This window comes from Nocardia sp. NPDC058114, from assembly GCF_042884695.1.
Lineage (GTDB): Bacteria > Actinomycetota > Actinomycetes > Mycobacteriales > Mycobacteriaceae > Nocardia.
Window position 1 is genome coordinate 236,135 of sequence record NZ_JBHVTK010000003.1, and the last position, 17,885, is coordinate 254,019.

At 67.2% G+C, this 17,885-nt stretch carries 15 protein-coding genes; 11 read left to right on the forward strand and 4 right to left on the reverse strand.

What is annotated here, in order from left to right; all coding sequences use genetic code 11:
- Window positions 1–55 precede the first annotated feature (55 nt).
- Window positions 56–1,198, reverse strand: a complete 1,143-nt coding sequence (locus tag ACFVVI_RS13655; protein ID WP_387445632.1) for a lipase family protein — start codon at window positions 1,196–1,198, stop codon at window positions 56–58.
- A gap of 497 nt (window positions 1,199–1,695) precedes the next feature.
- Here ACFVVI_RS13655 and aceA point away from each other — a divergent pair, with 497 nt between their 5' ends.
- The 5 genes from aceA (at window position 1,696) to ACFVVI_RS13680 (ending at window position 7,800) form a co-directional block, all read left to right on the forward strand.
- On the forward strand, window positions 1,696–2,985 hold the full coding sequence (aceA, locus tag ACFVVI_RS13660) for an isocitrate lyase (protein WP_067450000.1): 1,290 nt from the start codon (window positions 1,696–1,698) through the stop codon (window positions 2,983–2,985).
- Window positions 2,986–3,148: 163 nt separating this feature from the next.
- Complete coding sequence (locus ACFVVI_RS13665; RefSeq protein ID WP_358186489.1) at window positions 3,149–4,021, forward strand: 3-hydroxybutyryl-CoA dehydrogenase; 873 nt, start codon at window positions 3,149–3,151, stop codon at window positions 4,019–4,021.
- A gap of 350 nt (window positions 4,022–4,371) precedes the next feature.
- Window positions 4,372–6,696, forward strand: a complete 2,325-nt coding sequence (metE, locus tag ACFVVI_RS13670) for a 5-methyltetrahydropteroyltriglutamate--homocysteine S-methyltransferase (protein WP_387445634.1) — start codon at window positions 4,372–4,374, stop codon at window positions 6,694–6,696.
- A gap of 109 nt (window positions 6,697–6,805) precedes the next feature.
- Window positions 6,806–7,225: a VOC family protein gene (locus tag ACFVVI_RS13675; protein ID WP_379316328.1), complete on the forward strand. Its 420-nt coding sequence runs from the start codon at window positions 6,806–6,808 to the stop codon at window positions 7,223–7,225.
- Window positions 7,225–7,800, forward strand: a complete 576-nt coding sequence (locus tag ACFVVI_RS13680) for a TetR/AcrR family transcriptional regulator (protein WP_387445637.1) — start codon at window positions 7,225–7,227, stop codon at window positions 7,798–7,800. Before ACFVVI_RS13675 ends, ACFVVI_RS13680 begins: the two co-directional genes overlap by 1 nt.
- A gap of 66 nt (window positions 7,801–7,866) precedes the next feature.
- Here ACFVVI_RS13680 and ACFVVI_RS13685 read toward each other — a convergent pair whose 3' ends face one another.
- Both ACFVVI_RS13685 and ACFVVI_RS13690 read right to left on the reverse strand, forming a co-directional pair.
- Complete coding sequence (locus ACFVVI_RS13685) at window positions 7,867–9,201, reverse strand: DUF1254 domain-containing protein (RefSeq protein WP_387445638.1); 1,335 nt, start codon at window positions 9,199–9,201, stop codon at window positions 7,867–7,869.
- Window positions 9,202–9,336: 135 nt separating this feature from the next.
- Complete coding sequence (locus ACFVVI_RS13690; protein ID WP_387445640.1) at window positions 9,337–9,876, reverse strand: TetR/AcrR family transcriptional regulator; 540 nt, start codon at window positions 9,874–9,876, stop codon at window positions 9,337–9,339.
- Window positions 9,877–9,973: 97 nt separating this feature from the next.
- Here ACFVVI_RS13690 and ACFVVI_RS13695 point away from each other — a divergent pair, with 97 nt between their 5' ends.
- Window positions 9,974–11,257: a hypothetical protein gene (locus ACFVVI_RS13695; RefSeq protein ID WP_387445642.1), complete on the forward strand. Its 1,284-nt coding sequence runs from the start codon at window positions 9,974–9,976 to the stop codon at window positions 11,255–11,257.
- A gap of 22 nt (window positions 11,258–11,279) precedes the next feature.
- On the opposite strand, the gene ACFVVI_RS13700 is transcribed toward ACFVVI_RS13695, so the two are convergent.
- On the reverse strand, window positions 11,280–12,350 hold the full coding sequence (locus ACFVVI_RS13700; protein WP_378991089.1) for a S1C family serine protease: 1,071 nt from the start codon (window positions 12,348–12,350) through the stop codon (window positions 11,280–11,282).
- Between the two features lie 119 nt (window positions 12,351–12,469).
- On the opposite strand from ACFVVI_RS13700, the gene ACFVVI_RS13705 reads away from it, so the two are divergent.
- The 5 genes from ACFVVI_RS13705 to ACFVVI_RS13725 are packed head-to-tail and all read left to right on the forward strand — an operon-like array spanning window position 12,470 to window position 17,878.
- Window positions 12,470–13,522 (forward strand): NAD(P)-dependent alcohol dehydrogenase, encoded by a 1,053-nt coding sequence (locus ACFVVI_RS13705; protein ID WP_378991088.1) that lies wholly within the window; start codon window positions 12,470–12,472, stop codon window positions 13,520–13,522.
- A 51-nt stretch (window positions 13,523–13,573) separates the two neighbouring features.
- Entirely contained in the window at window positions 13,574–14,764 is a 1,191-nt protein-coding gene (locus ACFVVI_RS13710; RefSeq protein ID WP_387445645.1) for an AI-2E family transporter, read from the forward strand.
- A 7-nt stretch (window positions 14,765–14,771) separates the two neighbouring features.
- Entirely contained in the window at window positions 14,772–15,503 is a 732-nt protein-coding gene (locus tag ACFVVI_RS13715) for a ZIP family metal transporter (protein WP_387445646.1), read from the forward strand.
- Between the two features lie 56 nt (window positions 15,504–15,559).
- Window positions 15,560–17,017, forward strand: coding sequence for an alanine/glycine:cation symporter family protein (locus ACFVVI_RS13720; RefSeq protein ID WP_387445648.1), 1,458 nt, complete (start codon window positions 15,560–15,562; stop codon window positions 17,015–17,017).
- A 15-nt stretch (window positions 17,018–17,032) separates the two neighbouring features.
- Window positions 17,033–17,878, forward strand: coding sequence for a polyphosphate kinase 2 family protein (locus ACFVVI_RS13725; protein ID WP_387445650.1), 846 nt, complete (start codon window positions 17,033–17,035; stop codon window positions 17,876–17,878).
- The last annotated feature ends 7 nt before the right edge of the window (window positions 17,879–17,885 follow it).

Below are 17,885 nucleotides of genomic sequence, written 5' to 3' on the forward strand. Positions count from 1 at the left end.
ACAGCAACGGCCCCAAGCTACTCGGCGTAGCGCGGGGCCGTTGTCGTGCTCGTCGTCAGTCGAACAACGCGCTGACGAAGGGGAGGGAATCGACCAGGGAGGCGTTGACGGTGCCGTCGTGGTCGGTGGGATAGGTGCGGAAGGTGACGGGCTGGCCGTTGGCCTGGAGGAGCGCGGCGTAGCGGAGGGTTTCAGGGGTGACCACATCGGTGTCCCGCAGACCCTGGCCCAGGAAGAGGGGGCGGTCGAAGCCGGATTCGGGCAGGCCCATGTAGCGCGCGAGCAGGCCGTGGACGTCGGGGATCGACGACAGCGGGCGGGCGAACATGCTGCCGACCGAGGGCTTCGCCGCGGCCAGCTCGTCGCCCAGTGGGCCGATGCAGCCGGTTTGGGCGCGGGCGAGCCAGGCGCGGCCGGTGTCGGTGAGCAGGCCGTCGATATCCAGGTCGGGGTAGGTGGTGCGCAGGCCGCTGAGGATGTAGAGGACGTACGCGGTGAGGTGCGAGCTCAGGGCGATCGGGGGCACGCCGGGGCCGATGAGCCCGATGACGTCCTCGATGTAGGCGGGCACGCCGGTGCCGACCGCGCCGCGGTAGTCCAGGCCGGTGCCGCCGAATTCGGTGGCGTAGCGAGCGGTGAACACCGCGGCGCCGGCGCCCTGGGACTGGCCGACCACGGCCCACTTGTTCGACAGGGACGCGTACTGCTCGGTCGCGGCCTTGACCCCGTCGACCACGTTGTGCGCTTCGGCGATGCCGTTCAGATAGGGATGTTCGCCGGGTCCGCCCAGGCCCGCGTAGTCGGCGGCCACGATCGCGTAGCCCTGCTTCAACCAGGTGCCGAGGTAGGCCCGGTCCCGCTCGACCGCGGCGGGCCCGGCCACGCTGTAGGCGCAGTCGTCGCCGAGTCCGACGGTGCCGTGTGCCCACGCGATCACCGGCCAGCCGCCCTGCGGGGCTTCGCCCGCGGGGAAGTACACGGCCGCGCTGGTGGTGGTCGGCTGGTCGCCCGCGGTGGTCGAGCGGTAGAGCAGGCGCTCGGCGCGGGCCGATCCGGGCAGGGTGGCCGCGGGGGACAGTGACTCGACGCCGACGACGGTGCCTGCCGCCTCGGCCGGTTGCGCGCTCGCCACCGGCGCCAGGCTCAGCGCCGCCGCCAACGCGGTCAGCGTTGCCGCCGCGATCCTCGGAATCCTCATGGGCTCACTCTTTCGCCTCGGCGGATGAGTGTCCACTTCTGGGGGGCGATGGGATCGATACCCGCGTCGTGACCGAATCGAGTGACGACACGCACATCATTCGTGTCCGGCGTGGTGTGTGAAACGACTCACAGACTGCCAGGCTCGGGAGTGTCGGCGCGTGCCCACCTGATGATCGCTAACAGTACGAGCGTTATGCTAAAACTCCAGGTCAGCGCTACTCGCTGGTAGGCGGAGTCCTTGCAATCGGCCCGCTAATTTCGCAAAGTTAGCAAACGCGTCGGCAAAACTAGCTGAGATTCACACAACCAACAGGTAGACGGCTATTTCTGGGTGTGCCATTGTTTGGAAGTACACCCCTTGGGCCCTAGTAAGTCCTAGCAAGCCTGCAAATTGCTCCAGCAGTACGAGATGTGCAACCGAAAGCGTTCAGCCACCGGTTGATTCGCACGCCGACTGCGTGGAGCACCGACCACACGAGGAAGTGGAGTCAAGAGATGTCTCTCCCCGGCACCCCGAAGACCGCAGCGGAAATCCAGCAGGATTGGGACACCAACCCGCGTTGGAAGGGCCTGACCCGCACCTACTCCGCCGAGCAGGTTTCCAAGCTGCAGGGCAACGTCGTCGAGGAGCACACCCTCGCCCGTCGCGGTTCGGAGATCCTGTGGGACCTCGTGAACAACGAGGACTACATCAACTCGCTGGGCGCCCTCACCGGCAACCAGGCCGTGCAGCAGGTTCGCGCCGGCCTGAAGGCCATCTACCTGTCCGGTTGGCAGGTCGCCGGTGACGCCAACCTGTCCGGCCACACCTACCCGGACCAGTCGCTGTACCCGGCGAACTCGGTTCCCGCGGTGGTGCGTCGCATCAACAACGCCCTGTCGCGCGCCGACGAGATCTCCAAGGTCGAGGGCGACGAGTCGGTCAAGAACTGGCTGGCCCCGATCGTGGCCGACGCCGAGGCCGGCTTCGGTGGCGCCCTGAACGCCTACGAGCTGCAGAAGGCCATGATCGTGGCCGGTGCCGCCGGTGTCCACTGGGAAGACCAGCTGGCTTCGGAGAAGAAGTGCGGCCACCTCGGTGGCAAGGTGCTGATCCCCACCCAGCAGCACATCCGCACCCTGACCTCCGCGCGTCTGGCCGCCGACGTCGCCGACGTGCCGTCGGTGATCATCGCCCGCACCGACGCCGAGGCCGCCACCCTCATCACCTCCGATGTGGACGAGCGCGACCGTGAGTTCCTGGACGGCACCCGTACCGCCGAGGGCTTCTTCGGTGTGAAGAACGGCATCGAGCCCTGCATCGCGCGTGCCAAGGCCTACGCCCCGTTCGCCGACCTCATCTGGATGGAGACCGGTATCCCGGATCTCGAGGTCGCGCGCAAGTTCGCCGAGTCGGTTCGCAGCGAGTTCCCGGACCAGCTGCTGGCCTACAACTGCTCGCCTTCGTTCAACTGGAAGGCGCACCTGGACGACGCGACCATCGCGAAGTTCCAGCGTGAGCTCGGCGCGATGGGCTTCAAGTTCCAGTTCATCACCCTGGCGGGCTTCCACTCGCTCAACTACGGCATGTTCGACCTGGCGCACGGCTACGCCCGCGAGGGCATGACCGCGTTCGTCGACCTGCAGGAGCGCGAGTTCAAGGCCGCTGCCGAGCGTGGCTTCACCGCCATCAAGCACCAGCGTGAGGTCGGTGCCGGCTACTTCGACACCATCGCCACCACCGTCGACCCCAACACGTCGACCGCCGCCCTGAAGGGCTCCACCGAAGAGGGTCAGTTCCACTGATCCCCCTCGGAGTTGCTTTGACCGGCAACGCCTTCCCTCTACTCCGGTAGGGGTGTACGCCCTCCCTCGCCGATCAGCCCTCGGTGAGGGAGGGCATCCCTATACTTTGGTCGCTATGACCTCCCCAGCCACCCCACAGCCAGACACACAGCAGGAGCGGGACGTGAGCAGCAGCGAGAAGATTCAGCGCGTTGGCATCATCGGCGCCGGACAGATGGGCGCGGGCATCGCGGAGGTGTGCGCACGCGCGCACGTCGACGTCCTCGTCTACGAGACCACCCGTGAACTCGCCGCCGCGGGCCGTGCCCGGATCCTGCGTTCGCTGGACCGTGGCGTGAGCAGCGGCAAGATCACCGAGCGCGAGCGCGAGCAGGCCGCATGGCGGCTGCGCTTCACCTCCGATCTCAGCGACTTCGCCGACCGTCAGCTGGTGGTCGAGGCCGTTGTCGAGAACGAAGAGGTCAAGACGGCCATCTTCAGCGAGCTGGACAAGGTCGTCACCGACCCCGACGCCGTGCTCGCCTCCAACACCTCCTCGATCCCGATCATGAAGATCGCCGTCGCCACCGCGAACCCCGAGCGCGTGGTCGGTCTGCACTTCTTCAACCCGGTGCCGGTGCTGCCGCTGGTCGAGCTGGTCACCACGCTCAAGACCAGCGAGCCGGTCGCCAAGCGCGCCGAGCAGTTCGCCGCCGAGATCCTCGGCAAGCAGATCGTGCGCTCGGCGGACCGCTCCGGTTTCGTCGTCAACGCGCTGCTGGTGCCGTACCTGCTCTCGGCCATCCGAATGGTCGAGTCGGGCTTCGCCACCAAGGACGACGTCGACAAGGCGATGGTGCTCGGCTGTGCCCACCCGATGGGGCCGCTGGCGCTGACCGACCTCGTCGGCCTCGACACCGTGAAGTCCATCGCGGACTCGATGTACTCGGAGTTCAAGGAGCCGCTGTACTCCGCCCCGCCGCTGCTGATGCGCATGGTGGAGGCCGGCCTGCTCGGTAAGAAGACCGGAGCCGGGTTCTACCAGTACGGCAAATAGGGGACTCGTCCGAACAGCCCGGATTCGGGCTGTTCGGTAGGGACGCATCAGGTTTACCCGCTCGGGGTCGTCTGGTGGCTGTGTTCATTGGAGCGCTGGCGCGCTCGAGCGGGGCCCTTCGGGCCCCTGATCTTCCCTCCCTACGGGTACTCCTTCGTCGCACCCTTCGGTCAGTCCAGATCAGGGCGGGCCCCTAGAGAGACTTACAAAAGGCGCTCAGGTGCTCGGGGTTTGCGGGGGGAGCGGCGCGGGGGCGTTCTTGCGGCTTAAGCTGCTGTTGCCGGACGTGCTTGCTTGCCCGGTGCTATGTCTCGAGCGCAGCGTGTGATCGAAAGGGAGTATCGGCGGTCATGGTCAACGTCACCGATGGATTCGGGTCGAGCGTTCTCGGATACCCGAGGATCGGTCCGCACCGAGAGCTCAAGCGTGCGCTCGAGTCGTATTGGCGCGGATCGCTCGAACGCGAGGAACTGCTCACGGTAGGACGCGATATCCAGGAGCGTCAGTTCAACGAACTGGCCGCGACCGGACTCACGCAGGTGCCGGGCAACACCTTCTCCTTCTACGATCACATCCTCGACAACGCGCTGCTGTTCGGCGCTGTGCCCTCGCGTTTCAAGGAGTTCGAGGCCGGGCTCGACCCGCTCGACTTCTACTTCCTGATGGCGCGCGGCAACCCGGACACCCCGCCGCTCGAGCTGGTGCGTTTCTTCGGCACCAACTACCACTACCGCCAGCCCGAACTCGACGCCGACACCACGTTCTCGCTGCATCCGCAGGCCCTGCTCGACGAGTGGGACCGGGCTGCCGCCCGCGGGATCGAGCTGCGTCCGGTGGTCCTCGGACCGGTGTCGTTGCTGCTGCTGTCGAAGGCCGGGCATGTGCCGGGCGAGGCCGAGTTCGACACGTTGAGCCTGCTCGATCAGCTGCTGCCGTTCTACGAAGAGCTGTTCGAGATCCTCGCCAAGCGCGGGTCGACCTGCGTGCAGCTCGACGAGCCCTGCTTCACCGGCGAGCGCACGCCCGCCGAGCTCGCCGCGTTCGAGAAGGCCTACAACCAGCTGGCGAAGGCGCCGCTGCGTCCGCGCATCCTGGTCACCGGGCAGTACGGCGACTTCGGCGAGGCGCTGCGGATTCTGGCCGCGAGCAATGTCGAGGCCATCGGACTCGATCTGGCCTCCTACCGGATGCAGCCGGAGGAACTGGCGGCGATCCCGGGGATCCGGCGCAAGCGGATCTACGCGGGTGTCATCAGTGGCCAGAACGTGTGGCGGGCCGACCGTTTCGTCACGTTGAGCTACCTCAACGCGATCGCCGAGGTGTGCCCGGATCTGGTGGTGTCGACCGGCACCACGCTGCTGCACGTGCCCTACGACGTGCTCGCCGAGTACGACATCGAAGGCAATGTCGCCGACCGGCTCGCCTTCGCGAAACAGAAGGTGGGCGAGGTCGTCTCACTCGCCAAGGCACTCACCGAGGGCCCGTCGGAGAACTGGCGCAAGCGGCCGACCGAGGTGCACTTCAAGCAGAAGCACGCGGTGCGCCAGCGGGTGTACGCCGTGACGCCCGAGATGCGTGAACGCGCGCCCTACGACGAGCGCGCGGCCGCGCAGCAGGAGCGGTTGAACCTGCCGTTGGTGCCCGCCACCACGCTCGGTTCGTTCCCGCAGAGCGGCAAGCTGCGCCAGGCCCGCCACGAGGTGGCCTCGGGCCGGCTGTCCGACGACGACTACCGCAAGCAGGTCGAGGCCGAGATCGAGGCCACGATCCGGCTCCAGGAAGACATCGGCCTCGACGTGTTCGTGCACGGTGAGCACGAACGCAACGACATGATCCAGTTCTTCGCCGAGCAGCTCGACGGTTTCGCCACCACCCGCTTCGGCTGGGTGCAGGTGTACGGCTCGCGCTGTGTGCGACCGCCGATCGTCTACGGCGACGTGGCACGGCCGGCACCGATGTCGGTGGAGTGGACCACCTACGCGCAGTCGCTGACCGACAAACCGGTGAAGGGCATGGTCACCGGGCCGGTCACGATGCTGGCGCGTTCGTTCGTCCGCCAGGATCAGCCGCTCTACGAGACGGCCGACCAGGTGGCACTCGCCATCCGCGACGAAGTGGTCGACCTGGAGAAGGCCGGGATCGCGATCATCCAGGTCGACGAACCCGCCATCCGTGAGCTGCTCCCCGCCCGCCCGCACGGCCGTGAGGAGTACCTGCGCTGGGCGGTCGGCGCGTTCAAGCTGGCCACCTCCGGCGTGCGTTCCGACACCCAGATCCACACCCACATCGGCTATTCCGGCCGCACCGAGGTGGTCGACGCGATCGATCAGCTCGACGCCGACGTCACCGCCATCGTGGCGACCCGCTCGATCGAATGGGTCATCGAGGCGCTCACCGAGGACCTGTCCTCGGGCCACGGCCTCACCCACGGCGTCGGCCCCGGCGTGTACGAGAGCCGCTCGGCCCGCATCCCCGATATCGACGAGTTCGACGAGCTGCTCACCCAGGCCGCGAATGCCGTGACCCCGCAACGGTTGTGGGCCAACCCCGACGGCGGCCTCAAGACCCGCCATTACTGGCAGCTGGAGCCGTCGTTGCGCAACATGGTGGCCGCGGCTCGCCGGGTCCGCCGCCGCGCGTTGGCCGCGCAGGAGGCTGCCGCGACCGAGAAGTAAGCGAACAAAGCAAAAAGGGCGCACCGGGTTTCGGTGCGCCTTTTTTGTTGCCGGATGGTCCCTACGCCCAGCACCGGGTTTATTACGGTACGTACTGTACCGTTGTGGTATGACTGTGATGACCTGGCCGGATTCCTTACGTGTAGCGCAGGTTCGGATCGCGCGCCCGACGGATCGGCTCGACGAGGTGGTGCGCTTCTATGTCGACGGGCTCGGGCTGCGCGAGCTGTACCGGTTCGAGAACCATGCCGGATACGACGGGGTAATGGTCGGTTTGCCCGGCGCCGATTACCACCTCGAGTTCACCAGTCATGTCGACGGCAGCCCGGGTGCGGCGCCCAGCGCGGAGAACCTGCTGGTGCTCTATTTCGACGGTGCGGCGCCGATGTTCGACGTGGTGGAGCGGCTCGGTGAGTTCGGGGTCGAGCCGGTGCCCGCGCAGAATCCGTACTGGGCGGCCAACGGCGGTATGGCATTTCCCGATCCGGATGGGTGGATCGTCATGCTCGTGCCACGGCCGGTCTTCTGATGCCCGGACGCGCGCGCGAGGACCGGATCGATGTCGCGGTGCTGGCCGCCACCCGGCAGCTGCTCGACGACAACGGCTACGCCGAACTGTCGATCGGTGCGGTGGCGACCAGGTCGGGCATCCATCGCCCGGCGATCTACCGGCGCTGGCCGTCCAAGCGGCATCTGGTCGTCGCGGTGGTCGCCGATCTGCTCGGTGTCCGGCCGACGGACGACACCGGCGATCTGCGCGCAGATCTCACCGCGGCCCTGCGCGGCCTCGTCGCCGCGCTGCGCGACACCCCACTAGATCGGGTGCTGCCCGCGCTGGTGGCAGACCTGACGAACGACCCTGAACTGCGCGCGCACTTCCTGTCCACGGTCTTCGAGCCACGCAGGGAAACCACCGCGAACGCCCTGCGCTCGGCGATGAGGCGCGGCGAGGTCGATCCGGACATAGATCTCGACTTCGTCCTCGACACGGTCGCGGCGACGATCTACTTCCGCGCACTCTTCGGTCATCTGCCGTTGGACGACGCACTCGTCGATGCCTCGGTGAACGCCGTCCTGCGCCTGGTGCGCCCGCTCGATAGCTGAGGGCGCCAGCACCTCGACTGATACTCGAACCGTTCGATGAGGTCGGGCCGCGGGCTGTGCCTGGGGTCAGGTTCTGGTGATCGGGGGGAGGACGTAGGTCTGGTCGAGGACCGGTGGCTGGGGCTCGTACATGCGCAGGCAGGGGCGGAAGTCGCCTTCCGGGGCGGGGAGCCAGTTGGCGCGGGCCTTGGGGTCGGTGGGCTCGGCGTGGCTGATGGTGATCGTGAGGGCGCCGTTGTCGTCGTAGACGAGGCCGGGGGTGCGGTCGCCGATCGAGTAGCGGTCGATCGGGTTGGCGCAGAGGTAGAAGTCCGGGGTCGAGTACATGGTGACCGACCAGAAGGCGCTCACCGGCGGGGTGGGGTCCAGGCGCAGGGTGTAGGTGTTCGCGCCGGTCAACTGCCCGCCGGTGCTGTCGGTGTAGATCATCGCGTAGGCGGCCTCGTAGGCGTGGTTGCCCCAGAGTCCGGCCTTGGCGGCTACGGCGCGCGCGATGATGCGCTGTTCGGGGTCGGTGATCTTGAAGTTCTCGTCGTCGAGCGTGCCGACCTCGAAGAAGTCGATGTTGTAGTCGAAGAGGTGCAGTGTCGACTGCCAGCCGTTCTCCCCGGCGCCTGCCCCGCCCTTCGTCGCGTTGCTCAGTTCTTCCTGGCCCTCACCCAATCCGGCGCGCAGCGCGGATGCTCGATCAGGGTCGAGGGACGGGTAGGGCGAGGTGCCCGCTGTCGTCAGGCCGATCGGCGCGAACGATTCCTGGAGCGCGAGATCGCGCTTCGCGGGAGGAAAGGCCTGCGACCAGACACGGACCTTCTCGAGGAACATCAGATCCGGGGCGACCGTCGGATCCGGTGACGGAAGTCCCGTCGGCTGTGCGCCGCGGTCGGCGGGTGTCAAGGTCAGTGCGTCCTGCAGGGCGTGCACGGCGGGGAGGTCGTCCGCGCCGGCGCAGGCCCATCGACCGGCGATCACGCCGACAACGGTGGGGAAATGGATGACCGTCGTGTCGTCAGGGGCAGTACCGGTCCATCCCGGTGGTACGAGGAGGTAGTCACCCGCGCGGTTTCCGGTGGCCCGGGTGCCGACGTAGGCGAAGTTGTCGGTCCAGGCGTCGATGAACTGCATGACGTAGTACCGATCGCCGGCATCAGGCACGTGGAAGGTTATCGGGCCGACTGAAAGGTCGATCAGGGCGATCGAATACACGGTGTCGTTGTTGACCGAGACGAAGGTCGCCGAGGCGTCGGCGAGGGTGCGGGCATGGGAGAAGTCGTTGAACGGCGTCGCGGGGATGCCGCCGATGCCCTCGCGGAGCAATCGCTCGATCGAATCGAGGTTGAAGACCAGGGGGAATCCGTACAGATAGGCCTGTGCGGTCAATGCGGGGACGTTCTGATCCGGCATGTGCGCTCCTCGTCCTGGCGTCCACGTCGCGCGACCGTCGTCGGACCGCGCGACACCAGCATCCGCTGATGCGCGACCGGCGCACATCGCCCGGACCGGGTGAGATCGTCGCGTGCCGGTCGGTGGTGGAGCGCGTCAGGCGCGGATCATGGCGCGGGCACCCGCCGTGAGCTCGGCCGCGGAGGGGGCGTTGTCCGGGTCGATCAGCCATTGCAGGAGCAGGCCGCCGATCATCGTCTGCAGGATCGCGCCGACATTGTTGTCGCCGTCGCCGAAGGCATCGGTCAGGCCGCGGCGGGCTCGTCCCTGCGCGTCGGCGAGTTCGGCGCGCAGTTCGGGGGAGTGCAGTGCCTGGTTCAGGCTTTCGGCGTTGGCGTGCCACAGTGGCGCGTTCTCGACGAACGAGGTGATCAGGCTGTGCCAGAACGCTTCGAGGCGGGCGGTGGGATCGGTCGGGTCGTCGGCGGGTAGCGCGTCGAGGATCTGCGTCACCGCGGTCGCGCTGGATTCCAGCATCGCCTGTTGGAGCAGCTTGTCGCGGGTGCCGAAGTGGTAGTTGATGGCCGCGAGGTTGGTGCCGGAGGCGGCGACGATGTCGCGCACGGTGGTGCGGGCATAGCCGCGTTCGGCCAGGCATTGCTTGGCGGCTTCCAGGAGATCTTCGCGCGTTCCCACTCGCGCACGATAGCAAGTCGCGCATACATCTGTTTGTGACATCAGTTTCAAACAAACGTCAGTGACAAGTGTATGAAACAGATGTATGTTCTCGACCATGACCTCTCGGCGACGTATCTCCCCGTTCGAATCCAGCTACTTCGGCACCGGCACGACCATCGGCAGCGTCCCGACCGGCGGGATGCCGCTGTTCCTCGGCACCACCGTGCACGGCGAGCTGGACCCCGCGATCCTGCGCACGGTGCTCGACGAGCTCGCCGCGGCGCATCCGCTGCTGCGCAGCCGGGTGGTGACCGAGGACGGTGTGGGCTATTTCGTCCGCGACGACGCGTTCCGGCCTCGGCTGGACCTGGTCGAAGGTGGGGAGGCCGAATATCTGGCGCTGGTCAACGGCCCGCGGGACTGGAGCGACGGGCTGTTCCGCGCATACCTGCTGCGTGCGGGCCTGCGTCAGCAGATCGTGTTGGTCATCCATCACGGAATCTCCGATGGCAGATCAGGATTCGCGCTGCTCGGACAGCTGTGGCGGCACTACACGGCGCACGTGACGGATAAGTCTGTGCCGGAAGTGGATTCGGATCAGTCGATGCCCGAGGCCATGGATACCCGCTTGGCCGACGTGGTTTCGTTCGCGGCGGCTGAAGCGTGGTTGGCCGAGGTCAGGGCGGGCGCGGCGACGATGAACCCCGAGGACGCGCCTCGAACACTGCCCCGCGACGGCACCGGCACCGACCGGCTCGGCCGATTCGCGATGCAGCGCATCGAACTGACCGCCGAGGAGACCGCCGAACTGGTGGCAGCGGCGCGCTCCCACGGTCTTTCGGTGAACAGCGTGCTCACCGGTGCGGTGCTGGCGGCCGTCAGAACCCGGTTCCCCGAATCGGGCAGCGTGCCGCTGTTCTGTGGCTACGCGGCCGACGTCCGCGCGGAATTCGACCCGCCGGTGCCCGTCGACACGATCGTCAACTACGCCTCGGGCGGCGGCACGCTGGTCCTGGCGACCGGCGAGACCACTCAGCTCGAACTCGCTCGTTCGGTCGACACCGGCCTGCGCGCCGGCCTGGACCGTCGCGAACCCGCGCTCTTCCCGCTCGCCACCCAGCTCGTGAACGACGACGTCACCGCCGCCCTCCTCACCGCGCCGCCGACCTTCGCGCTCTCCAACATCGGCCGCGTCCGACCCCATGCGATCCCCGGCCACATCGCGTTCGTCCGCGACGACATCTACGCCATGGGTCCCGCCATGCCCCCGAAACTCACCGCCTTCACCATCGCGGGCCGCCTCACCCTCCAACTCGAATACGACACCACCCTCTACAGCCGCCCCCAGATGGAAAAGCTCCGCCTCACCCTCATCGAACTGCTGCACACGCTCGAGTGACGTCGTTCTCAGCGGCCACGGGTCAGTTGGGTGTTCCGTAGGCCAGGACTACGTCGACGATTCGGGTGGTGCCGTGGGGGGAGGTCACCTCGAGCCGGATGGAGTCAGCGGGCTTGCGGGTGTTGATGGCCGCGCTCAGTGCCTTGGCGGTGGTGATCGAGGTGCCGTCGACCGCGGTGATCACGTCGCCGATGTTGATCCCGGCTTCGCGAGCGGGTTGGCCGTAGAACGCCCAGCTCACCTGGGCACCTGCCGGTCTGGCATCGATCACCTGCACGCCGAGGGTGGCGGTCGGGCCGATGTGGACGGTGTCGGTGGGCGTGCCCGAACGGATCTGCGCCACGATCCGCAGGGCGGTGTCGATGGGGACCGCGTAGCCGTTGGCCGGTTTGCCCTTGGCTCGGGAATCCTCGCCCGACGCCGCCGTGATCACCCCGACCACCGCACCGGACGCGTCGGCCAGCGCGCCGCCGGACTGCCCGCCCATCACCGGTGCGGCGACCTCCACCATCCCGTTCAATGCCTTGCGAGTGAGGTCGGCGGAGTTCATGGCGACGATCGTGGCGTCCAGATCGGTGATCGGACCGGCGACCGCCGTCGGCTCGCCGCCGTCGCCACCCGCATCACCGATCGCCAGCACGTCCTGGCTGATCCGCAGATCAGCCGAGGTGCCGAGGCGCGCGGTCGGCAGGTCCGTGGCCCCGCCCAGCGACAGCAGCGCGATATCGGCGCCGGAGTCGTAGCCCAGGACGGTGGCCTCGTAGACGAGACCGTTGGCGATATCGGTGACGGTCAGCGCCTCGGCGCCTTTGATCACGTGATGGCTGGTGAGGATCTGCCCGTCGGGGGTGAGCACGATCCCCGACCCGGCCGCTCCGATCCCCAAACCGGCCGCGTCGACATCGATATTGACCAGCGCCGATCCCACCTGCCCGGCGACCAGCGCGGGATCCAGCGGCACCAGCACGGGCGCCTGTGCCTGCGCCACGAACTCCGGCTCGACCACGGCGATCTCCCCGCGATACCCGAGGAACGCGCACACCCCGAGCAGCGCCGCCATCATCGTCACCAGCACTCGTCCGACACGCTTCACAGCACATGTCCTCTCTCGCGAGCCGACCAGTCCATTGTGACCCGTTTTCGGCGTCCGCTGGTCTCGATACGGACGCGGTGGGTTGGCAAAGACACGCATGCGGCTGTAGGCATGTAGCCATGAGCACCGCTGCCGCCTACGCCAAGCCCTCTCCCGACGGGGCCTTCGAGAAGGTCACGATCGAACGTCGCGAAGTCGGTCCCGACGATGTGCTGATCGATATCAAATACGCCGGTATCTGCCATTCCGATATCCACACCGCGCGTGACGAGTGGGGTGGCGCGCAGTATCCGTGCGTGCCCGGTCACGAGATCGCGGGCATCGTCGCCGCCGTCGGCTCGTCGGTGCACAAGTACCAGGTGGGCGATCGGGTCGGCGTCGGCTGCCTGGTGAACTCGTGCGGCAAGTGCGTGCCGTGCCTGGCGGGTGAGGAGCAGTACTGCACCAACGGCCCCACCTGGACCTACAACTCGAGGGTGCCCGAGTCCGCGCAGCCCGGCGGCTACACGATGGGCGGCTACTCCACTCAGATCGTGGTCGACGAGAGCTTCGTCGTCGCGATTCCCGAGGGCATCGGCCTCGATGTCGCCGCGCCGCTGCTGTGCGCGGGCATCACGCTGTTCTCACCGCTGAAGCACTGGAACGCGGGGCCGGGTAAGAAGGTCGCGATCATCGGGATGGGCGGGCTCGGGCACGTCGGCGTGAAGATCGCCGCGGCGCTGGGCGCGGAGGTGACGGTGCTCAGCCAGTCGTTGCGCAAGCGTGACGACGGCCTGCGTATGGGCGCTCACCACTACTACGCCACCAGCGACAAGGAAACCTTCCGTCAGCTGCGCGGCCAGTTCGACCTGATCATCAACACGGTGTCGGCCGACCTGCCCATCGACAGCTACCTGCGCCTGCTCGCCCTCGACGGCACGCTCGTCATCCTCGGCCTGCCGGAGCACCCGATGAGTGTCACCGGGCGCAACCTCGCCGGTTTCCGCCGGTCGCTGGCCGGTTCGATGATCGGTGGCGTCGCGCAGACCCAGGAGATGCTGAATTTCTGTGCCTCGCACGGCATCGGCGCGGAGATCGAACTGATCTCCGCCGACGAGATCGACTCCGCGTACGACCGCGTGGTCGCCAGCGATGTGCAGTACCGGTTCGTGATCGACACAGCCACCGTGTGAGGCGAGCGCGCCGACAGGCTGTCGGCGCACGTCCTGGGTACCGTGACATTCGTGGTTGCCCAGGACGAATCCGCTGAACCCGCCGCGCAGTCCGTCGACGTGAGCGCCCTGCCCGCCTTCTGGTCGGTGCGTACGCCGCCGCGCTGGCTGCCGCGGGCACTGCTGTACGCCGTGCTCGCGGTCGCCGGGTTGATCGCGGCGTTCTGGGTGCTCGGCAAGATGCAGGGCCTGCTCACGGTGCTGCTGGTGTCGATCTTTTTGGCGTTCGCGATCGAACCCGCGGTGAATTGGCTTGCCGCGCGCGGTGTTCGGCGCGGGGCGGGCACCGGCGCGGTGTTCCTGGTGGTGCTGGTGGTGATCGTCGCGTTCGTGTGGACGCTGGGCGCGCTGCTGGTCAACCAGGTGACCATGCTGGTGACCAACGCCCCGGACTACGTCCAGGATCTGGTCGACTGGGTCAATTCGACCTTCCACCAGGATATTTCGGGCGACGATCTGACCAAGTACGCCTCGGAGTGGAGTTCCACCATCGAGAAGTACCTGGTCGGTCTGGCCGGAAATGTCTGGGGCATCGGCACTGTCGCGATCGGCGCGCTGTTCCAGCTGCTCGGCGTGCTGCTGTTCACGTTCTACTTCGCCGCCGACGGACCGCGTTTCCGCACCTGGGTGTGTTCGCTGCTGCCGCCGAAACAGCAGAAGCATGTGCTGCGGGCCTGGGACATCGCGGTCGAGAAGACCGGGGGCTACATCTATTCGCGCGCACTGCTTGCCCTGTGCTCGGCGATCGCGCACTACGTCGCGTTGCGGGTGCTCGATGTGCCGTCGGCGTTCGCCCTGGCATTGTGGGTCGGCGTTGTCTCCCAGTTTATTCCGACCGTCGGCACCTATATGGCCGGCGCGCTACCGGTACTGGTGGCGTTGGTGCACGACCCGATCACGGCGCTGTGGATTCTGCTGTTCATCATCGCCTATCAGCAGTTCGAGAACTATGTTCTGCAGCCGCGCATCACCGCGACCACCCTGGACATGCATCCGGCGGTGGCCTTCGGGGCGGTGATCGCGGGCGCCGCGTTACTCGGTCCGACCGGCGCCCTGCTCGCCATCCCCGTCACCGCCACGCTGCAAGGTTTCGCGGGTGCCTACGTGCGGCGCTACGAAGTCACCGAAGAGGCCGACGCGCCACCGGCCAAGAAGAAGAAACGCAAGAAAGCCGAGACCGAAGCCGCATCCACCGACGAATAGGCAGCTCATGGCGATCCTGTTGTCCCTGGTGTCGATGTTGTCGACGCTGCTCGGCGGCTTCGTCGCCATGCGGATCGGCGACCGCAAGCACCTGGTTCTCGGGCTGGCCGCCGGGGTGATGTTCGGTGTGGTCGCGTTCGACCTGATCCCCGAGGCGCTCGAACAGTCCGACGGCATGTTCCGGGGCATTCCGTATGTGTTGATCGCCGCGGTCCTCGGCTTCCTCAGCCTGCACGTGATCGAGCGCGCGGTCGCCGTCCACCGTGGCCACGAGCAGGAATTCGGTACGCACAAGCACGGTTTCGAGTCGGTCGGCCTGCTCGCGGCGGGCGGCTTGATCTTCCACAGCACCCTGGACGGTTTCGGCATCGGCCTCGGCTACCAGGCAGGCGCGGCGGTCGGCCTGTCCGTGGCGATCGCCGTGATCTGCCACGACTTCGCCGACGGTTTCAACACTTTCACCATCCCCACCGTCTACGGCAACGCCCGCAAACGCGCCCTCACCCTGCTGGCCCTCGACGCCATCGCGCCCGTCGTGGGCGCCGTCCTGGGCACCCTGATCCACGTCCCCGAGAACTGGATCGGCCTCTACATGGGCTACTTCGCCGGTTTCCTCCTCTACCTCGCCACCGCCGACATCCTTCCCGAGGCCCACGCGGGCCACCCCTCCCGGCTGACCCTGCTGTGCACCCTGTTCGGCGTAGCCGCCATGTTCGCCGTCGCCGCCTTCAGCCACTGAGCAACATGAGCGCGGCCTGATCGGTCGTGGGGTGTGGCGGCGGTAGCGTTCGGCGGATGGACACGCTGAACTCGGTGATCGTCGACGTCAATGATGTGTTCTGGAACTGGCTGCTGATTCCGCTGGTCGTGGCGGCGGGGGTGTACTTCACCGTGCGCAGCGGGGTGGTACAGCTGCGGATGCTGCCGGAGATGTTCCGGGTGGTGGCCGAGAAGGGGCCGACGGCGGCGGATGGGAAGAAGGCGGTGTCGGCCTTCGGGGCGTTCAGTATTTCGGCGGCGGCTCGGGTGGGCACGGGCAACATCGCGGGGGTCGCGACCGCGATCAGTGTCGGTGGGCCGGGGGCGGTGTTCTGGATGTGGGCGATGGCTACGGTCGGGGCCGCGTCGGCGTTCGTGGAATCGACGCTCGCCCAGCTCTACAAGCGGCGGGAGAGCGAGCCGGGCACCTTCCGCGGCGGTCCGGCGTACTACATGGAGTACGGGCTGCGCCGTCGGTGGCAGGGGCTGACCTTCGCGGTGATCATCACCGTGACCTTCGGGTTCGTGTTCAACGCGGTGCAGTCCAACACCATCGTGGCCACCGGGCGGGCGTCGCTGTCGGCGCTGGACGGTGACTGGTTCGCGCCGCTGGTCGGGCTCTGCCTGATCACGTTGCTCGGGGTGGTGATCTTCGGAGGGGTGCGCCGGATCAGCCACATCACCGAGGTGCTGGTTCCGGTGATGGCGGTGGTGTACCTGCTGCTCGGCATCGCGGTGGTGGCGCTGAACATCACCGACCTGCCGCGGGTGCTCGCCGATATCGTCGGCGGGGCGTTCGGGCTGCGTGAGGTGGTCGGCGGCGGAATCGGGACCGCGCTCGCGCAGGGCATCCGGCGCGGCATGTTCTCCAACGAGGCCGGACTCGGGTCCTCGCCCAATGCCGCTGCGGCGGCCGATGTCTCGCATCCGGTGAAGCAGGGATTGGTCCAATCGCTCGGCGTCTACTTCGACACCCTGCTGATCTGCTCGATCACCGCGTTCATCATCCTGACCAGCGACCCTGATCTGTCCGAGCGGCGCAGCGCCGACCTGACCCAGAGCGCGCTGCAGGCGTCGCTGGGCACCTGGGCCGGGCACGTGCTCACCGCGGTGGTGTTCCTGCTCGCGTTCAGCTCGATGATCGGCAACTTCTACTACGGTCGCGCCAATATCGAATTCATCACCACCCGTCCCCAGGTGCTCACCGCGTTCCGAATCCTGGTGCTGGTGGCGGTCTTCGGCGGCGCGCTCGGTTCGGTGAGCCTGATCTGGAACCTGGCCGATGTGTTCATGGGCGTGATGGCGCTGGTCAACCTGGCCGCGATCATCCCGCTCGGCGTCGTCGCGTTCCGCCTGCTCGCCGACTATCGCGCTCAGCGCGGTGCGGGTGCGGACCCCGTGTATGTGCACAGTGCCGACATCGCCGACCCGGCGGGCGTGCAGTGCTGGCAGGCAACGATTGCGTCGAGCTTGCCCGGCAAACCCGCCCATTAGTGGTAGGCATGGGAAATGGCGAAACAGTGGACCGAAACGGCCGATATCGCGCTGCGCGCCGACGGTCAGCGCGTCGCTGATCTGGACACCTCGAGCACGCCGGGCTTCAGCGGCGGCAAGCGCCTCGGCAAGGAACTGCTCGCCGAACGGGCGACGGTGCTCTCGGTCTTGCAGGAGAAGCTGTTCGCGCACGGTCGCACCGGTGGACAGCGCAGCGTGCTGCTGATCTTGCAGGGCATGGACACCGCGGGTAAGGGCGGCATCGTGCGCCACGTCATCGGGTCGGTCGACCCGCAGGGCGTCGACCACGCGTCGTTCGGCGTGCCCACCGAGCTGGAGAAGCAGCACGATTTCCTGTGGCGCATCCGCAACAAGCTGCCCGCCCACGGCCAGATCGGCGTCTTCGACCGCTCCCACTACGAGGACGTGCTGGTGGTGCGGGTGCACGACCTCGTGCCGCAGGCGGAGTGGGAACAGCGCTACGACCAGATCAACGCGTTCGAGAAGGAGATCGCCGACGCGGGCACCACCATCGTGAAGGTCGCGATGTTCGTCTCCCTCGACGAGCAGAAGAGCCGGCTGCGTGAACGGCTGGAACGCCCGGACAAATACTGGAAGTTCAACCCCTCCGACATCACCGAACGCGCCTACTGGCCCGAATATCAGAAGGCGTACCAGGCCGTTCTCGACCGCACCAACACCGATTACGCGCCCTGGCACGTGCTGCCGTCGGACCACAAGTGGTACGCGCGCCTCGCGGTCACCGAATTGCTGATCGCCGCGTTGGCGCAGATGGAACTCGACTGGCCGCCCGCCGACTTCGATATCGCCGAGCAGTTGCGTCGACTCGACGAGTCCTGAATACGGG